This is a genomic window from Draconibacterium orientale, from assembly GCF_900111425.1.
GTDB lineage: Bacteria > Bacteroidota > Bacteroidia > Bacteroidales > Prolixibacteraceae > Draconibacterium > Draconibacterium orientale.
On record NZ_FOHT01000008.1, the window covers coordinates 14213 to 34780 of the forward strand.

Genomic DNA, 20568 nt, shown 5'->3' on the forward strand with positions numbered 1-20568 from the left:
AATTTTCCACTTTTACTGATAAAGATTTGATCTTTCTGGTATTTCTCGTGAAGTAAAAGTATTTTTAACGGTAACAATCGAACAAACAACAATTATGATGAAACGAGCTATAACCTTGTTCTTTATTCTCACATTTTATCTCAGTACTTTATCTCAGCAAGTTGATTTTCTTCCAAACGACTGGCAAAATCCGGCTGTTTTCGAAAAAGGACAAAATGCGCCTCATGCGTTTCATATTCCTTTCGCATCGGCCGATGATGCCATTCAGAACATGCCGCGAAAATGCGACAACTACCAGCTGCTAAACGGGCAGTGGAAATTTAAGTGGGTGGAAACGCCAAAACAGGTGCCTCAAGATTTTTGGCAACCCGGTTTTGATGCAGCAGGGTGGGAGGAAATTAACGTTCCATCCAACTGGCAAATGGAAGGCTACGGGCATCCGAAATTCCGGAATGTGGCCATTTCTTTTGAGAATGATCCGCCCAATATTCCTGATTATTACAATCCGACCGGATGTTACAAAAAGAAATTTACCGTTCCTGAAAGTTGGGAAGGAAAAGAGTTGATGCTGCGTTTTGAAGGCATAAAATCGGCCTCGTATGTTTGGGTGAACGGACAATGTGTAGGTTATAATCAAGGCGGTTTTGAGCCGGCCGAGTTTAATATCACACCGTTTATTGAAGAAGGGGAAAACGATCTGGCCGTTCAGGTGATTCGTTTTTCTGATGGTTCGTATCTCGAGAACCAGGACATGTGGCGTTTGTCGGGCATTTTTCGCGATGTAAAATTGTATGCGCAACCCAAAACATTTATTCACGACCATTACGTGGTAACCGATTTTGATGAAAATTATAAGGATGCAACTTTAAGGGTGGAAACCCATATTCAGAATCAACTGCCGGAAGTAGAAAAAGGAGAAATAACTGTTGATGTTTATGATCCGGAAGGCCGGTCAATTTTAAAAGACGGAGCGCTTTGCGAAGATTTTGAAGTGGATTCGCTGGGAAATGTTAAGGTGCAGTTGTCAACTTTGGTTGTTGATCCGCCGCAGTGGTCGGCCGAGTTCCCGAATCTTTTTGTAATGCTGGTGCAGCTAAAAAACGCCGACGGAAAAGTAACCGAAGCATTCACTCAAAAAATCGGTTTCCGCGAGGTGGGATACAAGGATAAAATTTTGACAGTAAACGGTGTTCCGGTAAAACTGAATGGCGTAAACAGCCACATGCATCATCCCGAACACGGGCAGGCGGTGCCGCTGGAAACGTTGAAGCAGGATTTGTTGCTGATGAAACAGCACAACATTAACTGTGTGCGAACCTGTCATTATCCGCCAACGCCTGAATATATTGCTTTGGCCGATGAGCTGGGGATGTACATTTTTGATGAAGTAGGCGATGAGGCGCATAACAATATGGGATTGTCGGAAAAGGCGGAGTGGACAGAAATGTACCGCGACCGTTCGCGCAAACTGGTGTATCGCGACCGGAATCATCCGGCAGTAATTGTTTGGAGCGCCGGAAACGAATCGGGCAGCGGACAAAATATCAACGAAGTGATAAAAACCGGTAAGGCGATTGATCCCAGTCGCCCGGCATGGATGTATGGCGGAAATGCGTTTTACATTCCTTTCGAGGATTTGGTGGGGCCGCGCTACTGGGTGCCGGTTGATTATAAAAACCTGGCGCAGGACAAAGTGTTGCCTGCCAACGACAAACGTGCCTCGTTTATGGACGAGTATCTGGCCGCAACCGGAAATGGACTTGGCGGCATGGACGAATATTGGGAATACATTTGGAAATACCCGCGATTAACAGGCGGCGCTATTTGGGACTGGATCAGCCCGGGAATAAAAACGCCACGCTGGATTTTGCCTGATCTGTCGCCACAAAAAAACGACGGACAAATTATGGGGCGCCCCATGTTTCAGCAGGGCGCTTATGGCTGGGGACTGGAATTCTCGGGGCACGACGATTGGGTGGAGTTCTACCGCGATCCAAGCCTGGATATTACCGGAAATCAGCTGACCATTGATTTTTGGGTGAAACCATCCGAAATTCCACAGCCCAATGTTTTTGTCGCGAAAGGAGCGCACGGCTACGGCATTCAAATGGTGGATGACGAAACGTTGGAATTTTATGTGTTTGGAAACGAACGTATTTCGGCCAAAACAAAAGTCGGCGAAGATTTTTATGAAAACTGGCACCGTATCACCGGCATTTACAACGGAAGACAGCTGCAGCTTTACATCGATAATAAACGGGTAGGCACAACTTCGTTTTCCGGGAATATTAACTCTACACCGTTCCCGTTTTGTATTGGCCGCGAGGCCGAAACGCAGGATCAGGGCGAGCATTCGGGGCGCCTGTCAAAAATGGTGATCGACGATGTGCGGGTGTTTAACCGGGCTGTGAATATCAATAATATTCAGAAGGAAAAAGCGGGCTTAGTGCTGCATTTGAACTTTGAGGAAGACGAAAAAGCTGGTGACTTTTATGCGGTTGGTTTAGGCGGAAGAACGTATGGAATTATCTGGCCCGACAGAACGGTTCAGCCTGAAATAAACCAGATAAAACGATCGGGGCAACCGATAAAAATTGAAGCTGTTGACATTGAAAACGGAGTTTTGAAAGTGACCAACCGTCATCATTTCAAAAATTTAAATGAGCTGGAAGGATTCTGGCAGATTAAGGTGGATGGTGAGACCACTCAGCGCGGATTTTTCAATTGCGATATTCCGGCAGGCGAAACTGGTGAAATAACTATTGATTACCGTAGGCCGCGAATTGAATCGACCACAGAATGTCTGCTGGAAATTTCCTTTGTGCTAAAAGACGATTTGAGCTGGGCACCGAAAGGCCACGAAATTGCCTGGGAACAGTTTCCCGTACCAACCGATTTTTATTTTGTTGATGAGGAGGGAAACAACGAAAAAGTTACTGCTACAGACGATGAAAACTACATACGGATAAGCGGGAATGATTTTAATTATACGATCGATAAAAAAACAGGAAGTTTTGTGTCGTTAAAATACAAGGGAGCTGAGTACCTGGAAGGCGGACCGGAATTTATGGTTTGGCGCGCACCAATTGCCAACGATATCGATCCGTGGGGAAGTTACATGTTTGGCACCGGCAATATTACACCGGGACTGGGGCGTAGTATCGATAACCAGTTGCGAACACTCGGAATGCGCGACCTGATTTCAGAATTGGAGGAATACGAGCTGTTTCAGTTGAAGCATAACGAGGTGACTTTGAAAATGGATGTGTTTGCCAATTCAAGTCTCGATCCGGCCAGACGAAAAGACCAGTGGTTTTTTTATTCGGCTTTCGAGCAAAAACAAATCTGGACATTTTCTGCCGACGGAAGCATACGGTTAGAGCAGGAAGTAATTCCGCATGGACCAATGCCCGAAATGTTGCAAAAGATTGGCCTGCAGTTTCAGTTGCCAAAAAGTTTTAACCAGGTGGAATGGTATGGGCGTGGACCATTTGAAAACTACCCCGACCGCAAAACAGGAGCAAAAATGGGATTTTATCACTCAACGGCCGATTCGATGTATGTGCCTTATATTATTCCGCAGGAGTACGGTAACCGCAGCGATGTGCGCTGGCTAAAAGTGCATAACAATGACGATCATGGGTTGCTTATTGAAGGAAATGAATGGTTGAATTTTAGCCTGCATAAATACACCACCGATAATTTGTCGCGTGCAATGTACACCTACCAGTTGGAGGAGGCGCCGAATACCATTTTAAATGTGGATTACGAAGTTTCGGGAGTTGGGGGAACCGCTATCCGCCAGTTGCAAAAATACCGGGTGCGCCCCGATGTGAAAAAGTATACGATAACGATTAAACCGTATTAATATGTAGCTAGTGATAGTCTCACTCTAAGCGAGGCTATCACTTATTTGCCCAGATGTTTAGGAACCAGGATCCTTCAAAAATTTCAGATTCCGCAACAATCCCTTGTAACCGGTACGTTTAACGGCGGAGTTTTTAAAAAGCTCGTTAAACAGCGGGCGTTCCATAGTTTCCCAATCCTGTTTCTGCAGTGTTAAAAGTTTGGGATGAGGTTTTAAGCCTGCTTCGTTATGTGGTTCCGATTTTAAATTCCACGGGCACACATCCTGGCAAATATCGCAGCCAAATACCCGGTTTTCAAATTGGCCTTTTAAACCGGCATCCATTTCGCCGCGCACTTCAATGGTTTGGTACGAAATACATCTTCGGGCATCAACAACGCGCTCGGCAACAATGGCTTTTGTGGGGCAGGCGTCAATACATTTTGTGCAGCGCCCGCAGTGGTCGCGCACCAGTTTAGGATCATCATAAGGCAGTTCGATATCGATAAGCAGTTCGCCGATAAAAAAGAAACTGCCATGTTCGGGCGAGATAAGGTTGCTGTTTTTTCCTACCCAGCCAAGGCCTGCTTTTTTTGCCCAAGAACGCTCCAAAACCGGTGCCGAATCAACAAATGGCCGCCCCGAGCAAGGCGCTATTTCTTCCTGAATAAACTGAAGTAAATCCTTCAGTTTGTCTTTCATCACAAAATGATAATCGGTGCCATAAGCGTATTTCGAAAGTACCGGTGCTGTTGGATCTTCCTGTGTCGATTCCGGAAAATAGTTCAGCAGCACAACAATAATTGTTTTGGCATTTTCAACCAGCAGCGATGGATTTAACCGCTTGTCGATATTACGGTTCATATAGCCCATTTCACCATGCATATTGTTTTCAAGCCACGTTTTCAGGCGCGGTTCTTCTTCCTCCAAAAACGAAACGGGAAGAATGGCATGATTGAGAAATCCGAGCGATTGTATTTTTTGTTTTAACTGCTGTTGCATTTAGGTTGCAAAATAGCACAATCGGCATAATTACTAAAATTATTTGCTCGCTGATAACGCAGATTTTCACAGAGAAGCTGTAAGCGGTCTGAATCTGCGTTATTCTGTGTTATCTGCGAGAAACTTAAAATTGTGGAATATGTTTTCAACTGAAAACCTTTGGATATTATAGCAAAGGTGTCTTAATTTGTCGCCATTCAACATTTCAAAATTATTTTATGCGCATTGCCGTTATCGATTTAGGAACAAACACCTGCAACCTGCTTATTGCCGAAATGAATGGTGCCGATTACAAATTGCTGCACCAAAGCAAGGAAATGGTGAAACTGGGCGACGGAAAAATAAAGGATAACCAGATAAGTGAGGAGGCTACTTTTCGGACGAAGGCAGCATTTGTTGCGCATAAAAAGGTGATGGACACATTTGGTGTTGATGAAATAAAAGTTTTGGCTACATCGGCGGTGCGCACTGCCGATAATAAGGCCGGATTTGTAGCAGCAATTGAAAAGATTTGCGATTGTACTGTTGAAGTTATTTCCGGCGAGCGCGAAGCTGAACTCATTTTTAAAGGTGTTTTGCTGGCGTTCGAAAAAATTGAGTCTCCTGCTGTAATTCTGGATATTGGCGGAGGAAGTAACGAGCTGATATTAACGCAAAACGACACGATTCTTTGGAAAGAAAGCCGACCTACCGGAATGTCGCGCATCATTAATTCGTTTGATCTTTCTGATCCGGTAACAGTTGAGCAGATTCGCGAACTTCAGCAGTTCTTTGCTAAAGAACATCAAACGGCAATTCAGAATTGTAAAGAAAAAAATGTTGCAACATTAATTGGCTGTTCAGGAGCTTTTGATACGATTGCCGATATGATTGATGAGGTAAATCCAGGCGAGAAACAACGGGTGACACAGGTTGTTACGCTGGAGGAATTTTATGCGGTTTACGAAAAGCTGCTGCCAACGACCCGCGACGAGCGTTTGCAAATGAAAGGAATGGATTATGTCCGTGTAGATTTAATTGTGCCGGCAGTAATCCTGATTGAAGCGCTGATTTCTGCGATTGGAATTAAACAGATCGTGCAAACCGATTTTGCTTTGCGCGAGGGAGTGCTTTACGAACTAATTGCTAAATAATTACTGCAGCAGGCGCACCGCATTTTTTACATTTCCCGTCTGCGTCAAGTGTTATAATCTCTGTATCGTAGTGGTTTCGCGAGATAAGCGGCGCATTGCAGTTGGCACAGTAAGTGGTTGAACGTTCTTTGTCGCTTACATTCCCCAGGTAAACATGCTGAAGTTGTGTTTTTGCCACATCGTACAACGTAATTAAAGTTTCTATTGACGTGGCCGGTGCATTTAATTTGTATTGTGGGTAGTAGCGCGAAAGGTGCAGCGGTACGGATTCTCCCAATTCGGTAGCGATCCAATTTACCATGCTTTCAAATTCGGTGATATCATCATTCAAGCCGGGAATAACAAGCGTTGTAATTTCAAGATGAGCCGGACTTTCAGCAATTTGTTTTAATGTGTTTAAAACCGGTTGTAATTTTCCTTTGGTGTATTTTTTATAAAAGTCGTTAGAGAAAGCTTTCAGATCGATGTTAAAAGCATCAATAAATGGTAACAGTTTTTGTAAGGGTTTTTCGTTGATATAACCGTTGGAGACTACTACATTTTTTAATCCTTTTGAATGAGTCAGTTGTGCAGTCTCCAATAAAAATTCGTAAAAAGTAAAAGGTTCGTTGTAGGTGTAAGCAATGCCGATGTTGTTCCAGGTTTTCAGCGCCTCTTTTACAATTTTTTTACTGCTGATGTTATGAAAGCCGGAGAACTCAGAAGCTTTGCATTGCGAAATCCTGTGGTTCTGGCAAAAGCTACACTGCAGGTTACAACCCACTTCGCCAACCGAAAGAATGTTTTTCCCGGGGTAGAAATGGTAAAGTGGTTTTTTTTCGATGGGATCGGAGCCGAGTGCGGCCACTTTATTATACACCTCGGTAATTAATACACCACCGTGGTTGGTGCGTACCTTGCAAATTCCGGTTTGGCTGTCGGATAAAATACAGTTCCACGGGCAAAGTTCGCACTCAACTTGTCCGTTCGTTGTTTTACTATAGAATAAAGCTTCGTGCATATCTCGTTATCAAACCTTTTTTAACCTTACGAAAGGAGAACGAGAGTAGTTTCTTTAGCCTTATTCAATTTTCGATCCGAGCTTTTTAATGGCTTGTTGCATGTCGTTCATTTGCTTCATCAGTACACTAATGTCCGGCTCCGGCTCGGGGATAGTGGTGTTCAGGTAGCACACAAATTTCCATACTTCGGTAACTTCAGCAATCGGCAGGTTGTAAGGTTCAAATGCTTTGTTCAGCGAAACCAGGTGCAGCGAGTGTTCGGTTTCAATATTATTATGAGCCACTTTAAAAACAATTCCTTCGTCGCGTGTAACAATAATATAGGCATTGTTGCTTTTTATATTGAAGAAATCCTGAATGAATTCGCCAATTACGATCGATCCGGCGGGGATGGGCAACATGGAGTCGCCTTCGATGGTAAAAGCCCTGTACTTTTTTTCTTTCGATAAAAAGGGTAACTGAAAAACCGGAAGCTTGCCAATGTATTCCGGATCGGCAAAACAATTCACATATCCGGCCTGGGCTTTTTCGTTTACAAACTCAATATTGTCGTTGTTCTCCGAATCTACCGTTGTGGCAATTACCCGCAATTTCGAGCCGCGTATAAACACATCAAAACCATTTTGCAGATCGGCAAACTGACTCTCTGATAATTGTTGCATATCCACATTAATCAGTGTATCGATGGCAATGCCAAAATATTTCGAAAAAGCCTGTAGGTGCGAAACCGTGGGTTGGCTAATCTCGTTTTCGAGTGCATTTACCGACGTTCGCTTTAACTCCAGCGCTACAGCCACCTCGTTTTGAGTGCGTTTTTTTCGTTTTCGTAACAGCTTGATATTCTTGCCAAAGTAATTCATGTGTGAAAAATTATTTCTTCAAAAGTAAAAAATATTCTTGCAGTTTAAAAAGAAATGATTAATTTATTATCGTCTAAAATGATAAGATAATTATCAAAAAGTGTATTTGTTACAGATCAACATATTTCCTTAATGTTCCTAGATGTTGAAACCCGAAAAAAGAACTGAGGTTCCCAATCCCTGGCAGAAACGCCGGGGATTTTTTTGACTAAAAACTGAAATATGAGATGAGCGAGCATGAATGAATCGGTACATGAAAAACTGAAAATATTATCCGACGCTGCAAAATACGATGTGTCGTGTGCTTCGAGTGGAAGTAGCCGGGGCAACACAAGCAAAGGAATTGGCAACAGTCTGGGCTGTGGTATTTGCCACAGTTTTACCGAAGACGGCCGCTGTGTGAGCCTGTTTAAAATACTGATGACCAACAATTGTATTTACGATTGTGCCTATTGTATTAACCGCCGCACGAACGACCGGCAGCGGGCTACTTTTACGGCACAGGAAATTGTGGATCTTACCATTGGTTTCTATCGCCGGAATTATATCGAAGGTTTGTTTCTGAGCTCGGGGGTTATAAAAAGTGCTGATTACACTATGGAGCGAATGGTGTTGGTGGCAAAAAAATTGCGCAATGAAGAGAACTTTAACGGCTACATTCATTTGAAAGCCATTCCGGGAGCAAGTAGCGAATTGATACAAGAAGCCGGCATTTGGGCCGACCGACTGAGTGTGAACATGGAAATCCCGACAGAGCCGAACCTAAAAAAACTGGCACCGGAAAAGAACTACCCCGATATTATTACCCCCATGGGGCAAATTCGCGACTCAATTCTTGTGGCTAAGGAAGAACGAAAAAAGTACCGAAAGGCACCTCGTTTTGCTCCGGCCGGGCAAAGTACACAATTAATTGTTGGAGCCACACCCGAAACCGACCGGCAGATTATTTTGCTGTCGTCGGGCTTATACAAAAAGCAAAACCTGAAACGTGTATATTTTTCGGGTTACTTGCCGGTGAATAGTTATGATGAGCGTTTGCCTGCGATTAACCGGCCGCCGCTGGTGCGCGAAAATCGGCTGTATCAAAGCGATTGGTTAATGCGTTTTTATCATTTTAAAGCCGAAGAGATTTTGAGCGAAGATCAGCCTTTTCTTGATTTGGATGTCGATCCGAAGCTCGGGTTTGCCCTGCGAAATATGCACCTGTTTCCGGTGGATATTAACCGTGCCGATTACGAAATGATTCTTCGCGTTCCCGGAGTTGGGGTGCAGTCGGCACAAAAGATTATTCTGGCACGTAAACACCGCCGGTTAAATTCGCTTCACCTGAAAAAATTGGGGATAGTAATGAAGCGTGCTAAATATTTTATTACCTGCAACGAGCTGCCTGCCCATAAAGCAGACTGGGAGCCGCAACGATTAAAGCATAAATTATTGTGTGAAATGAACTCGAAATATAAAAAATCGCTCGATACCCAGTTGAAGCTGTTTGCCGATTTTAAACCGGTGTTGCCAACGTTACATTAGTCACAGTTTTCAGTCGCAGCATCCAGAATCGAGTATCCAAAAATCCAGCATCCGGTTATGAAAATATACACCTATGATAGTACTTTTGAGGGGTTTTTAACCTGCGTTTTCGATTGTTACAGCCGAAAGGATTTTCCGGTTGATATTTGTTCGCGTTATGGCGAGCAGCGTTACCTTTTTGTTGAAAGCATTGATATTGCAACCAATCCCCAGAAGGCTGAGCGGGTTTGGAAAGGCATTCAGAAACACCTGTCTGGAAAAAACAAGCAGCTGCTTTTTTATGCGTACTTGTCGGAAGAGTTGGGGATTGAAATGAAGATCTACCGTTTCTTACGCCGCATGTTCAGCGGGCACCTGAATCTGGAAACCGATTATGGCGACCCCGATGTGTTGCACCTCACACAAGCATCTCAAAAGGTGAAAAAGGAAGCCATGCGCATGATGCAGTTTGTGCGGTTTCAGCGTACCAAAGACCGGATGTATTTTTGTGGTATCGAACCCAAATACGATGTCATTCCGCTCATTATTAATCATTACCAAAAACGTTTTACCGACCAACGCTGGCTGATCTACGATTTGCGGCGCAACTACGGAATTTTGTATGGTAACGACAAGGTAGAAGAGGTGGTTCTAACGAAAAAACAGTTTAATGCCTACAACGGCCAGGTGAAAGAGGAGCTGCTGCACGAGGGCGAAGATTTTTATCAAAAGCTGTGGCGATCGTACTTTAAACACATCACTATTGAAGAACGCAAAAACCTGAAACTGCAACGCCAGCATATGCCACGACGCTTTTGGCGTTATCTGCCCGAAAAGCAGGAGGCGAATTAATGGCATGCTGAGAAATTAAGTTTCGTGCTAATGGTGTGCTTTATATCCGGCAGGGAGAAGCGCTGCTTGCCTGGAAGATGAAGTAAAAAAAACTATACGATGTTCCGCGTATGCGGAAAGGCCAAACTCAACTGCAAACAGGCTTTCCGCAAGCGCGGAAAGTTAGAAATGAATTCAAAACAAAGTTTCCGGAAGCCCGGAAAGTTGGAAATGAATTCAAAACAAAGTTTCCGCAGGCGCGGAAAGTTAAAAATGAATTTATGACAAGCTGTCCGCACCAGGGAATGTCAGAAATAGAGTTTAGATACAGTTTCCTATGGGACAAAGAAAAAGGATCGGATCTTGTACAAGATCCGATCCTTTTTTATCTCGAAGCTAGCGACTAGCTACTCGAAGCTTCTTATAAATCTTCTTTTTTAGTTGCCGGTAAAATCAAATTAAGGATAATACCAACTGCAGCAGCCAAACCAATTCCGGCCAGCGAGAAGGTTCCGTAAGAAATAACGGCGCCTCCAATTCCAACAGTAAGAACAATTGAAACGATAACCTGGTTACGGGTTTCACTCATGTTGGTTTTTGAATCAACCAGCGTTTTAATACCGATAGAAGCAATCATTCCAAAAAGCAGAAGCATAATTCCGCCCAACACGGCTTGAGGAATGGTTTTCAGGAAACCACTGATTTTTCCAACAAAAGCAAAAACAATTGCGGTTATGGCCGCTATGCGTAAAATAAATGGATTGGTAACTTTAGTAAGAGTTATGGCTCCGGTTACTTCCGAGTAAGTGGTGTTAGGCACACCTCCGAAAAAACCCGCCAGTGCGCTGGCAATACCATCGCCAAGCAGTGTACGGTGCAAACCTGGTTTTTCAATAAAGTTTTTGTCGCATACACCACCAATGGCATACATATCGCCTACGTGCTCAATAATCGGGGCAATGGCTACCGGTATCATATACAAAATAGCCTGCCAGCTAAATTTAGGAGTGGTAAACTCTGGCAAACCTATCCATGCGGCTTCTTTAATTGGCGTAAAATCAACTTTCCCCATTATTATGGAAAGCACATAACCTACAATTATGGCAATGAAAATAGGGATCAGTTTGATCATCTTTTTGCCGAAAATAACTACGGTAACGGCTGTAAGTAGCGAAACTACAGCAATCAGCCAGTCGGTTTTTGCCATGTCAACAGCTGTAGAGGCCAGCGATAATCCAATTAGCAGGATGATGGGGCCAACAACAACCGATGGGAAAAGGCGCTCGACAAAGGTTAATCCACGTAATTTAACCAGTGCAGAAACTACGCCGTAAACTATACCAACAGCAATAATTCCTGAAAGTGTACCGGCCCAGCCATAAAGTTTTGTGGCTTCAATAATTGGTGCAATAAAAGCAAAGCTGCTACCCAGAAAAACAGGTACCTGTCCTTTGGTAATTAAATGAAAAAGCAGTGTGCCAATACCTGCTGTAAAAAGTGCAACGGCGGGGTCGATGCCAACAAGCAAGGGTACCAAAACGGTAGCTCCAAAGGCCACAAATAAGAACTGCACACCCAAAACGGTGTTTTTAAAGGTTAACTGCTCACGTAAAGTTTTACCACTCATGTTTTTTGTTTTTGTTTAAAATTTGCGCAAAAATATACCCGTTTGGGAAAGAAACGGGTATAAAATATATTTTTATTGAAGGATTTCGGCAGGAATTTCCTTAATCGGTTTTATCCGAACTGATTTTATAAATAAATCGCCGCCTTCGGATTGGATTTGGATTTTCCCCGAGCTTAACGGTTTTATTTGTCCGTCTTCATTAATTCCGGTGTTGGTATTTACCATGGTAACTTGTCCGTTTACCACATGTACAGTTGTACGGCCAACGCTATACAATTCAACAGTGTTCCATTCGCCCAGTGGTTTTTCAGCATCAACCGCCTTTTTTATGCCGGGGCCATTAAAATCCTTTCCAAATTGAGTAAGTTCTCCGCCTTTTGAGAATTGAAAACCTTTATCAGTTTGTGTGGCTTCAGTTTCGCAGCAGGTGTTGTTCATCAGGTAAGTATCTCCCAGGTTTTCGTGCATCAGCTGGCACTCGATATTGGTCATCCAGGTGCCCAGTGCATCGCCAAATTCACCAAAACTATGATAGAGCAGGCCGCTGTTTCTGGAAGTGTAAACCTGTTCGCCCCACTTAAAAACCAATTCCAGGTGGTAGTTGGCAAACGTATCAACAGTAGCCAGCGAGCCGTTTACTTCTCCGGAAATGTGAATAAGCTTTTCGCCATCTACATCAACAACCTGGAAAACTTTTTCGGGAGTGGCTTGCGCATGATTATCTTCGAATCCGGTAAGCGGAGTTCCGATGTAGGTTTCCCAACCATCGAGATTTTCACTGTTAAACAACGGCTGCCAGGGTGCTTCGCACGAACTAAATAAGACCGTTAGAAATGCAATTGAAATAAAAAATGTAAATTTCTTCATCAGTTAAAGGTTTAGATATGATTGACATAAAAAAAAAACTGCCCCATAAATATAGGACAGTTTCTTAAATATTTTTATTTTTTTCTCTATTAAACCGCTGTGCCAGCTAATTGCTGCGCTCGTTCCAAAATTGCCGTATCATCCAGGAGAACAATTCCTCCGTTTGGTCCCGGCTCCATGTGTATTCCCACTGCTTTTCCATCGGTGTAGTTAGCGCCTCCGAAATAATTCCTGACAGTTTCTTCTTTTAATTCAAACTCTTGCGCTATTTGTCTAATCGAACCGTCAGGTAAGCTGTCTTTAATTTTTCGCAGCTCGTTAAATGTTATTCTTTTTTCCATATCGCTGTGGTATTTAATTAATAAAAATTGTATTTGTAAAGAACGTGCTTTAAAAGTATAATTAATAATTTAATAATAAAAGCGTCATGAACAGCTATTGTTAATTGTTATAACACAAGAGCTAAATTATGTGTATTATTTCGGTGTTTGTCAAGTTGTAAGTTGTTGAAGATTAGTGCTTGTGCGTTTCTCTGATATGTTGTAAAACAGGTTGTTTTCGGGAGCTTGTTAACATTTTTTAAGGGAAGTTTGCCGGCCGGATTTATTCAGAAATAATACTGTCGTAAATGGCCTGATGCATGGCTGTGCGGATGTTCAACTCGTAGAGTTTACTGTTTTCGCGGGTGGGGTAAACGCGGTTCGACATAAAGATGTAGAGCAGTCCGTTTTCGGGGTCGGCCCAGGCAAAAGTTCCGGTGTATCCGCTGTGGCCAAAGCTGCTTTTGCTGCTCGACACGGCAGGGTAGGCATCTTCCAGTTCGTTTTTGTCATTATCGATCATGGGCTTGTCGAAACCCAAACCTCTGCGGTTTTTGTTTTCGGGATATTGAATGCGTGTAAATTCGTTTAGCGTCAAGTCGGAGATATAACGCCGTCCTCCAAAATATCCTTTCTGCAAATACATTTGAAATACTTTGGCAAGGTCGTTTGTAGAGCCAAATAACCCGGCATTCCCCGATACGCCACCCATCATTGCAGCTCCTTCGTCGTGCACATAACCGCGCAGTTTCTCCATCCTGAAAAAGTCATCGGTTTCGGTAGGAATAATCTGGCTAAGCGGAAAATGTTTATAGGCATTAAAAGTAATGGTATGCGCCCCCAATGGCCGGTAGAATGTATTTTTCACATACGATTCGTATGCAGTGCCGGTAAGGTTTTCAATAATGTCGGGGTAGAGGTAGAAACTCAATCCCGAATACAGGTATTTTTTTCTGTGCAACAGTTCCGAAGTCCGGATGGTGTCGAACATTGTTTTTCTGAAAGCGTGATTCATGCACAAGCGTTCTGATACGCGAATATCAAAAAGTGGCGAAGGATGATCTTTAAACACATTTTTATCGAGTGTTCCGTCTTCCTGCACAGTCATTGTCCAGAAAGGGATCCACGAAGCCAAACGCGCCTGGTGCGCCAAAATCTCACGAAAGCTCAGGTTTTCTTTGTTGCTGCCCATAAAATCGGGCCAGTATTTACTAAACTTATCATCAACGTTCATTTTTCCCTCGTCAACCAGGCGCATAATTGCCGGTAGCGGACCGGTAACTTTGGTAACCGATGCCCAGTCGTAAATATTATTTTGGTTTACCGGGTAAATACTGTCGTAGGTTTGAAAACCGTAGCATTGGTGAAAAACCACCTGCCCGTTTTTGGCCACCAACACCTGGCAGCCGGGGTATGCACCTTCCGAAATGCCGAGATTCGCCAGCGAATCGATTTTCCGGTTCAGAATAGCCGAACTCATTCCGGCCTCTTCGGGAATGGTGTACGAAAAAGTTTGGTTGGGCTGAACTTCCAATCCGTCGCCGGCTTTAAAGCGTCTGTCGGAAGTAACCGGAAGTTTTCCGTTGGCTTTAAATGCACCAAAAACAAGCTGCGCAGCCAATTCCTGAGTCAGTTCATTATCCTGATGCGCTACTATCAGTGCATCGGCATGATGAATGTTGGCAAAGTATTTCAATGCATAAGCGTTTCCGAAAAGCGTAAATACCACGTTTTGTTCATGTATAAGATCAATAACTGCTTGCTTTTGTATTTCGGAAATACCGTATTCGTTCGATGAGTATTTGTTAATTCCTGTAATGCCGGCAATAACAAAGTTATAGTTATCAAGCTTTTTGCGAAGGTTTGCCCAGACCTGCTCTGTGGCATCTTTTGGTAGCCAATAATGATCCATGCCAGTATATTTTTCCAGGGTATTTTGGAAGGCAGATTTTTGGTTGCCGCCAATCATTATTGTTGCTATGGTGCGTTTCTCCAAATTCTGCACCGGAAGTGTACTGTCGTTATTAACAACAACCGTCATCGATTTTTTAATCAGTTTTCGGTTGGTAACCTGGTATTTGGGCGCGTTAAGGTCGGCGGTAATATTTTTTAAATCTACCGGTTGGTAGTTGTTTAGTCCCACCCAGCGTTTTAGTGCCAAAACAGTTCGGCACTTTTCTTTAATCTGAGCTTCGGTAATTTCGCCATTGGCAATTGCTTCTTTAATTGTTGCAACAGCTTTACTTACATCATCAACAAATTCTATCATGTCGTTTCCGGCAATCAGGGCTTCCAGTTCAGCTCTGCCGGCTGTGGTTTGTACTCCTTTCATGGTTATGGCATCGGTTACCACAAAACCTTTGTAGCCAATTTCCTCTTTTAAATAGCTGGTAATTACTTTTTTCGAAAGCGATGAGGTAATTCCGGAATCGTCGAGCGAAGGAACATTTAAGTGCCCCGACATAATTCCTGCAATTCCTTTATCCGATAAATAACGGAACGGGTAACTTTCAATACTGTCGATGCGGCTTTTCGAATGCGGAATAAGCGGCAGTGTTTTGTGCGAGTCGGTTTTGGTATCGCCATGCCCCGGGAAATGTTTGGCCACCGGAATAACATGGTTATCCTGCATTCCTTTAGCCACCATCCACGATTTTTCAGCTACATTGTGTCTGTCTTCGCCATACGACCGATACCCGATAACCGGGTTGAACGGATTGGTATTGATGTCGGCAACCGGAGCAAAATTCATTTGAATTCCCATACGTTTTAACTGGCTGGCAAAATCTTGTCCCATTTGGTAGAGGAGGGAAGTGTCTTGCACTGCTCCCAGCGACTGCGCATAAGGATAAACAATGGTACTGTCGGTTCGCATGGCTGGTCCCCATTCGCCATCGATAGCTACCAGAAGTGGTGTTTCGGAAGCTTCCTGAAACTGGTTGATCCAATCGGCATTTTTTGTTGGCGAGCCTTGCATTACCAAAATTCCGCCAGGTTTCCAATCCTGTATTCTTTTCTTGAAAATAGCTTTGGCGGCATCGTTTTGTTTGGGATAAACGGTAATCATCATTAGTTGGGCAATTCGCTCTTCTAAACTCATGTTTTCGAGTTGCCGGTTTACCCATTCATCGTTCTTGTATTGCAAAAACGGAGGTTCCTGGGCCGAGGTACTGTTTACTTGGAAAACTACCAGTAGGATAAAAAATAGAAATATTGCAGGTGTTGGTTTCATCATTAAAAATTCGCTAAAAATTTGTGCTACACGTTAAACGTTCATCGAAATAAAATAGTACAAATAGCGCATGATAATTTTATTTCGTTTCAGGTTCAATTTTTTAACTAAAACGTTGCTTTCTAAAAAATTTAAAAACTATCTTCGCTCGCCAAATGTAATATTTTAAAGCCTATGTTCAGGATTTTTTTAGCGTTTGTTTTATGGATCTCAGCCAGCGGTTGCATGGCACTGCAAGATAATGAAATTATTGTAGGAGCGGAGCGTACTTCGCTATATTTAGATGCATTGAAAGACAAAAATGTAGGCTTGGTGGTTAACAACACATCTATTGCTAACGGCGATCATCTGGTTGATTTTTTATTGAAACAACACGTTGACATAAAAAAAATATTTGCGCCTGAACATGGTTTTAGAGGCGATGTATCTGCCGGAGGAGAAGTAGAAGACGGGGTGGATAAAAGCACGGGCTTACCAGTTTTTTCACTTTACGGTAAAAATAAAAAACCAACTGCCGAACATTTTGATGGACTGGATGTCGTGATTTTCGATATTCAGGATGTAGGATGCCGGTTTTACACCTACATTTCAACTATGCATTACGTTATGGAGGCGTGTGCTGAGTACAATATTCCGCTAATTGTATTCGACCGCCCAAATCCGAATGGCGATTATGTTGCCGGCCCAATCCGTGAAGCAGGTTTTGAGTCGTTTGTAAGTCTCGATCCTATTCCTATTGTGCATGGATGTACCGTTGGCGAACTCGCAAATATGATCAATGACGAAGGCTGGCATGCAGCCGGTAAAAAATGTGATCTTACGGTAATACCGGTAAAAAATTACGATCATAAAATGGCGTATTCTTTGCCGGTGCGCCCGTCGCCAAATTTACCCAACGATCTTTCGGTGCGCTTATATCCGTCGTTGTGCTTTTTTGAAGCAACCAGCGTAAGTGTTGGGCGCGGAACCGATTTCCCGTTCCAGGCATTGGGTGGTTTAAACGAAAATCTCGGCAGCTTTGAATTTACTCCGAGAAGCATTCCCGGAGTGGCGATAAACCCGCTGAATAAAGACAAAAAATGTTACGGTGTTGATTTACGAACTTTGGAAGAAACACCAAAATTCACTTTGAAATACTTCCTCGACTTCTATGAAAAATACGAGAATGAAGCCGATTTTCTCACGCGCGAACGCTGGCTGAATCTGCTTGCCGGAACCGATTCGATGATCAAACAAATAAGAGAAGGGAAAAGCGAAGCTGAAATTATTGAAAGCTGGCAGCCCGGCCTGGAAGAATTTAAACTACTGAGAAAAAAATATTTATTATACCCCGATTTCGAATAAACAAAAATTATGAGTCCATATTTAGTTCTGGGAATTGTACTTGGTTATTTTTTAGTACTGATTTTTATTTCGTGGTTAACCGCGCGAAAAGCCGATACTCAGGCCTTTTTTACTGCAAACCGAAAATCGCCTTGGTATTTGGTGGCCTTTGGTATGGTTGGAGCCACGCTTTCGGGAGTAACTTTTATTTCTGTTCCGGGAGAAGTAGGTAATTCGGCCTTTTCGTACCTGCAGTTTGTTCTTGGCAACCTTGTGGGCTACTGGCTTGTCGCGGGTATTTTGCTACCTTTGTATTATCGGCTCAACCTGGTTTCCATTTATTCGTTTCTTGATGAACGCTTTGGACCACGATCATACAAAACCGGCTCCTTTTTCTTTTTGATCTCGAAACTGATTGGGGCAGCATTCCGGTTATTTTTGGTGGCGGGTGTTCTGCAAATCGCCTTTTTCGATGCGTTTAAAATACCGTTTTCGTTAACCGTAATTGTTACCATCGCACTCATTTGGGTATATACTTTTAAAGGAGGTATTAAAACCATTGTTTGGACCGATACATTGCAAACACTCTTTTTGGTAAGTGCGGTTATTTTTACCATTGTAGCCATTTCGCGAAGCCTGGATTTGAATTTGTCGGGACTGGTGAAAACCATTGCTGATGACAGTAACTCGCAACTTTTCTTTTGGGACTGGCGCTCGGGAAATAACTTTTTTAAGCAGTTTGTTTCCGGAATGTTTATTACCATTGTTATGGTTGGTATGGACCAGGATATGATGCAAAAAAACCTGACATGCAAAAATAAGTGGGAAGCCCAGAAAAATATGCTGGTGTTTAGTTTGTCGTTTCTTTTTACCGTGGTGTTGTTTCTGAGCCTGGGAGTAATGTTGTACATTTTTGCCCGCGAGCATGGAATTAGCATCCCGGAGAATACCGACGACCTTTACCCGATGCTGGCTTTAAAATATTTTGGGTTGCCGGTGGGAATTGCCTTTTTGTTGGGTATTACCGCCGCTGCCTATTCAAGCGCCGATTCGGCATTAACCGCGTTAACAACTTCGTTTACGGTCGATTTCCTGAAAATACACAAATACCCTGAAGAAAAGAAACGCCGTATAAAAATGTTGTCGCACTTGATGTTTTCAGTGCTGTTGATAGTGGTAATACTTGTTTTCGATGCCATTAATAATCAAAGTATTGTGGTGGCTGTGTTTACAGTTGCCGGATATACTTATGGTCCTATTTTAGGGTTATTCCTTTTTGGCATGTATTCAACACGAAAAGTAAACGATAAATGGGTGCCGTACATTGGCATTTTTGCACCCGTTTTGTGCTATTTTATTTCCAGCTACTCCGAGGTGCTTTTTAATGGTTATCAGTTTGGATTCGAATTGCTTATTCTGAATGGGGCAATAACAATGCTTGGTTTATTATTTATTTCTGAAAAAAATGTAGTTAATGGCTAAGGATTGCAAAGAAATGTTAAAAATTGTGAATTGATTTTTTATATTTGTAAAATAACGGCGAAAAGTGGACGTTATAAGGATATAAATTAATTCGAATTGGTTAAATATTTACTTCAAATACTGGCTACAGCCCTTGTGCTTGTCATGCTTTTCTCATGCGAGGATGAGGGATATTTGACATCTACCGATGCGCAGCTTAAGTTTTCTGCTGACACGGTAACATTCGATACCATTTTTACATCTATTGGCTCAACAACACGTCGTTTTACGGTTAGTAATCCATACGACGAAGATGTTTTAATTTCGCGTATTAGGCTGGCAGGAGGCGATGCCTCAAACTTCAGGTTAAACATTAATGGCGAGATGTATAGTGAGCTTTACGAAGTTACATTACCGGCACGAGACAGTATCTACATTTTTGTTGAAGTAACCATCGACCCGAACGGACAAAATTTGCCAATGGTTGTGCAGGATTCCATTGAATTTACAACCAACACAAATTTTCAAAGTATAAAGCTGGAAGCTTACGGGCAGGATTTTAAGCTGATAAAAAGCGAACGGATTAAAACAACTACCTGGACGGCTGAAAAACCTTATCTGGTTTACGATTATGCCTATGTTGACAGTACTTCGACGCTAACAATTGAGCCGGGAACAAAAATATACTTCCACAAAGGCGCCGGAATGTATGTTCGGGGAAATGTAGTTGCCGATGGAACATTTGAATTGCCGATTATATTCCGGGCCGACCGTTTGGAGCCATCGTATGAAGATATTCCCGACCAGTGGAATGGAATAGTGTTGTATTCCGGTAGTCATGATAACGTATTCAATTTTACCACCATTAAAAATGCCAATATTGGTTTACAGGTGGGAACCATTGAAAACGAAGGTTATGCCACGGTAGCACTTACCAATTCCAAAATTGAAAATATGGCTTATGCAGGAATTTTTGCATTGAAGTCGAAGGTTTATTCCTATAACACACTGATTGCCAATTGCGGATTTTATGGAGCAGCACTGTTGGTTGGGGGCGAATATGAATTTTACCACTCAACTATTGCCAACTATTGGGGTAATTATGGGCAGGCTGTGCGTACTACACCATCGTTGGTTGTTTCGAATGTGCTGGTTGTTGAAAACTCAAACGGCGAACAAGTTTCGTATAATGGTGATTTGACGAAGGCAACTTTTGGCAACAGTATTATTTATGGTAATATTGGCAACGAACTGGAGTTGGGTAATAACGAAAAAAACACATTCAATTACCTGTTCGACCATTGCATTATTCAGGCACCCGATACCTTGGATACGAGCAATACAAACCATTACATTAATGCGATGATCGGGATAGAATTTGATCCGCGATTTGTTGATCCGTATGATGATTACAACTTCGAGTTGGATACGTTATCGGCAGCAAAAGATGTGGGAACAACAAAGTATTCTGAAAAGTTTCCAGTTGATCTGCTGAACAGAAGCCGAACTGGCGAAGATGGCCCCGACCTGGGAGCATACGAACGCATTGAAAAGTAAA

Annotated in this window: 14 protein-coding genes; 7 read left to right on the forward strand and 7 right to left on the reverse strand. The window is 42.8% G+C overall.

Annotation, left to right across the window (positions count from 1 at the left end):
• The first annotated feature begins 94 nt into the window (after nucleotides 1-94).
• Nucleotides 95-3868: a beta-galactosidase small subunit-related protein gene (locus tag BMW53_RS06245; RefSeq protein ID WP_051567649.1), complete on the forward strand. Its 3774-nt coding sequence runs from the start codon at nucleotides 95-97 to the stop codon at nucleotides 3866-3868.
• 57 nt (nucleotides 3869-3925) lie between these two features.
• Here the strand turns inward: BMW53_RS06245 and queG are convergent, their stop codons facing one another.
• The gene (gene queG, locus BMW53_RS06250; RefSeq protein WP_038556582.1) at nucleotides 3926-4849 is read right to left on the reverse strand and encodes a tRNA epoxyqueuosine(34) reductase QueG; all 924 of its coding nucleotides are present in this window, start codon (nucleotides 4847-4849) and stop codon (nucleotides 3926-3928) included.
• Nucleotides 4850-5067: 218 nt separating this feature from the next.
• Between queG and BMW53_RS06255 the strand changes: the two genes are divergently transcribed.
• The gene (locus tag BMW53_RS06255; protein ID WP_038556580.1) at nucleotides 5068-5982 is read left to right on the forward strand and encodes a Ppx/GppA phosphatase family protein; all 915 of its coding nucleotides are present in this window, start codon (nucleotides 5068-5070) and stop codon (nucleotides 5980-5982) included.
• Here BMW53_RS06255 and amrS read toward each other — a convergent pair.
• Both amrS and BMW53_RS06265 read right to left on the reverse strand, forming a co-directional pair.
• Complete coding sequence (gene amrS / locus BMW53_RS06260; RefSeq protein ID WP_038556578.1) at nucleotides 5975-6982, reverse strand: AmmeMemoRadiSam system radical SAM enzyme; 1008 nt, start codon at nucleotides 6980-6982, stop codon at nucleotides 5975-5977. The genes BMW53_RS06255 and amrS overlap by 8 nt on opposite strands.
• A 60-nt stretch (nucleotides 6983-7042) precedes the next feature.
• The gene (locus BMW53_RS06265) at nucleotides 7043-7843 is read right to left on the reverse strand and encodes an XRE family transcriptional regulator (RefSeq protein ID WP_038556576.1); all 801 of its coding nucleotides are present in this window, start codon (nucleotides 7841-7843) and stop codon (nucleotides 7043-7045) included.
• Between the two features lie 237 nt (nucleotides 7844-8080).
• On the opposite strand from BMW53_RS06265, the gene BMW53_RS06270 reads away from it, so the two are divergent.
• The gene (locus BMW53_RS06270; RefSeq protein WP_038556574.1) at nucleotides 8081-9370 is read left to right on the forward strand and encodes a putative DNA modification/repair radical SAM protein; all 1290 of its coding nucleotides are present in this window, start codon (nucleotides 8081-8083) and stop codon (nucleotides 9368-9370) included.
• A gap of 57 nt (nucleotides 9371-9427) precedes the next feature.
• Nucleotides 9428-10201, forward strand: a complete 774-nt coding sequence (locus tag BMW53_RS06275) for a TIGR03915 family putative DNA repair protein (RefSeq protein WP_038556571.1) — start codon at nucleotides 9428-9430, stop codon at nucleotides 10199-10201.
• A 400-nt stretch (nucleotides 10202-10601) separates the two neighbouring features.
• Here BMW53_RS06275 and BMW53_RS06285 read toward each other — a convergent pair whose 3' ends face one another.
• The 4 genes from BMW53_RS06285 to BMW53_RS06300 form a co-directional block, all read right to left on the reverse strand.
• Nucleotides 10602-11807 (reverse strand): uracil-xanthine permease family protein, encoded by a 1206-nt coding sequence (locus tag BMW53_RS06285; protein WP_038556568.1) that lies wholly within the window; start codon nucleotides 11805-11807, stop codon nucleotides 10602-10604.
• 72 nt (nucleotides 11808-11879) lie between these two features.
• Nucleotides 11880-12674 (reverse strand): 3-keto-disaccharide hydrolase, encoded by a 795-nt coding sequence (locus tag BMW53_RS06290; RefSeq protein WP_051567648.1) that lies wholly within the window; start codon nucleotides 12672-12674, stop codon nucleotides 11880-11882.
• 89 nt (nucleotides 12675-12763) lie between these two features.
• The gene (locus BMW53_RS06295) at nucleotides 12764-13015 is read right to left on the reverse strand and encodes a hypothetical protein (protein WP_038556566.1); all 252 of its coding nucleotides are present in this window, start codon (nucleotides 13013-13015) and stop codon (nucleotides 12764-12766) included.
• Between the two features lie 262 nt (nucleotides 13016-13277).
• A complete protein-coding gene (locus BMW53_RS06300; protein ID WP_038556564.1) occupies nucleotides 13278-16229 on the reverse strand; it encodes a serine hydrolase domain-containing protein in 2952 nt (983 codons plus the stop codon).
• 222 nt (nucleotides 16230-16451) lie between these two features.
• Here BMW53_RS06300 and BMW53_RS06305 point away from each other — a divergent pair, with 222 nt between their 5' ends.
• From BMW53_RS06305 to BMW53_RS06315, 3 genes are all read left to right on the forward strand, one after another.
• A complete protein-coding gene (locus tag BMW53_RS06305; RefSeq protein WP_217642899.1) occupies nucleotides 16452-17570 on the forward strand; it encodes an exo-beta-N-acetylmuramidase NamZ family protein in 1119 nt (372 codons plus the stop codon).
• A 9-nt stretch (nucleotides 17571-17579) separates the two neighbouring features.
• A complete protein-coding gene (locus BMW53_RS06310; protein ID WP_038556560.1) occupies nucleotides 17580-19031 on the forward strand; it encodes a sodium:solute symporter in 1452 nt (483 codons plus the stop codon).
• A 96-nt stretch (nucleotides 19032-19127) separates the two neighbouring features.
• Nucleotides 19128-20567 (forward strand): hypothetical protein, encoded by a 1440-nt coding sequence (locus BMW53_RS06315; RefSeq protein WP_139178037.1) that lies wholly within the window; start codon nucleotides 19128-19130, stop codon nucleotides 20565-20567.
• Nucleotide 20568: the final 1 nt, after the last annotated feature.

Excerpts from the sequence above, each read along its gene's own strand:
- BMW53_RS06245 (WP_051567649.1), top strand. The coding sequence starts at position 95 with ATGATGAAACGAGCTATAACCTTGTTCTTTATTCTCACATTTTATCTC.
- queG (WP_038556582.1), bottom strand. The coding sequence starts at position 4,849 with ATGCAACAGCAGTTAAAACAAAAAATACAATCGCTCGGATTTCTCAAT.
- BMW53_RS06255 (WP_038556580.1), top strand. The coding sequence starts at position 5,068 with ATGCGCATTGCCGTTATCGATTTAGGAACAAACACCTGCAACCTGCTT.
- amrS (WP_038556578.1), bottom strand. The coding sequence starts at position 6,982 with ATGCACGAAGCTTTATTCTATAGTAAAACAACGAACGGACAAGTTGAG.
- BMW53_RS06265 (WP_038556576.1), bottom strand. The coding sequence starts at position 7,843 with ATGAATTACTTTGGCAAGAATATCAAGCTGTTACGAAAACGAAAAAAA.
- BMW53_RS06270 (WP_038556574.1), top strand. The coding sequence starts at position 8,081 with ATGAATGAATCGGTACATGAAAAACTGAAAATATTATCCGACGCTGCA.
- BMW53_RS06275 (WP_038556571.1), top strand. The coding sequence starts at position 9,428 with ATGAAAATATACACCTATGATAGTACTTTTGAGGGGTTTTTAACCTGC.
- BMW53_RS06285 (WP_038556568.1), bottom strand. The coding sequence starts at position 11,807 with ATGAGTGGTAAAACTTTACGTGAGCAGTTAACCTTTAAAAACACCGTT.
- BMW53_RS06290 (WP_051567648.1), bottom strand. The coding sequence starts at position 12,674 with ATGAAGAAATTTACATTTTTTATTTCAATTGCATTTCTAACGGTCTTA.
- BMW53_RS06295 (WP_038556566.1), bottom strand. The coding sequence starts at position 13,015 with ATGGAAAAAAGAATAACATTTAACGAGCTGCGAAAAATTAAAGACAGC.
- BMW53_RS06300 (WP_038556564.1), bottom strand. The coding sequence starts at position 16,229 with ATGATGAAACCAACACCTGCAATATTTCTATTTTTTATCCTACTGGTA.
- BMW53_RS06305 (WP_217642899.1), top strand. The coding sequence starts at position 16,452 with ATGGCACTGCAAGATAATGAAATTATTGTAGGAGCGGAGCGTACTTCG.
- BMW53_RS06310 (WP_038556560.1), top strand. The coding sequence starts at position 17,580 with ATGAGTCCATATTTAGTTCTGGGAATTGTACTTGGTTATTTTTTAGTA.